Here is a 458-nt window from a genome sequence, read left to right on the forward strand (position 1 = left end):
TAAATATCTTCGGTGTTTTCGCGGAAAATGGTTACGTGCACTTTGTCGGGGTGCAAGAGCGGTGTCGCCACGCCCTTGAACCATCGCACGGGGCGAAGGCAGACGTACAAATCCAATTCTTGTCGCAACGCCACGTTCAGCGAACGAATCCCTTCGCCGACAGGCGTAGTGAGCGGTCCTTTGATGCCGACACGATACGTGCGGAAGGCTTCCATGGTTTCGTCGGGAAGCCATTTTCCGGTTTTGGTAAACGCTTTTTCGCCCGCGAGGACTTCTTTCCACTTGATTTTCCGTTTGTTTTTGTAGGCTTTTTCCACCGCCTTGTCGATAATTTGTTTTACCGATGAGGTAATTTCTTTGCCGATGCCATCGCCTTCGATAAAGGGAATGGTTATAGTCACCTCGTCCCCCGAAGAGGGGATTTGGGTAGGTGTATGGGTTTCCGCTTTGTGCATTGT

The 458-nt window shown here is 50.9% G+C and carries 1 protein-coding gene; it reads right to left on the reverse strand.

The window, feature by feature from the left end; all coding sequences use genetic code 11:
* A partial coding sequence (locus ACTQ48_RS11570) for an isocitrate/isopropylmalate family dehydrogenase (RefSeq protein WP_441571080.1) occupies window positions 1-401 on the reverse strand: 401 nt, incomplete at its 3' end.
* Window positions 402-458 lie beyond the last annotated feature (57 nt).

Origin of the sequence: Collinsella sp. Sow4_E3 (genome assembly GCF_052116285.1) — a bacterium.
Classification (GTDB): domain Bacteria; phylum Actinomycetota; class Coriobacteriia; order Coriobacteriales; family Coriobacteriaceae; genus Collinsella.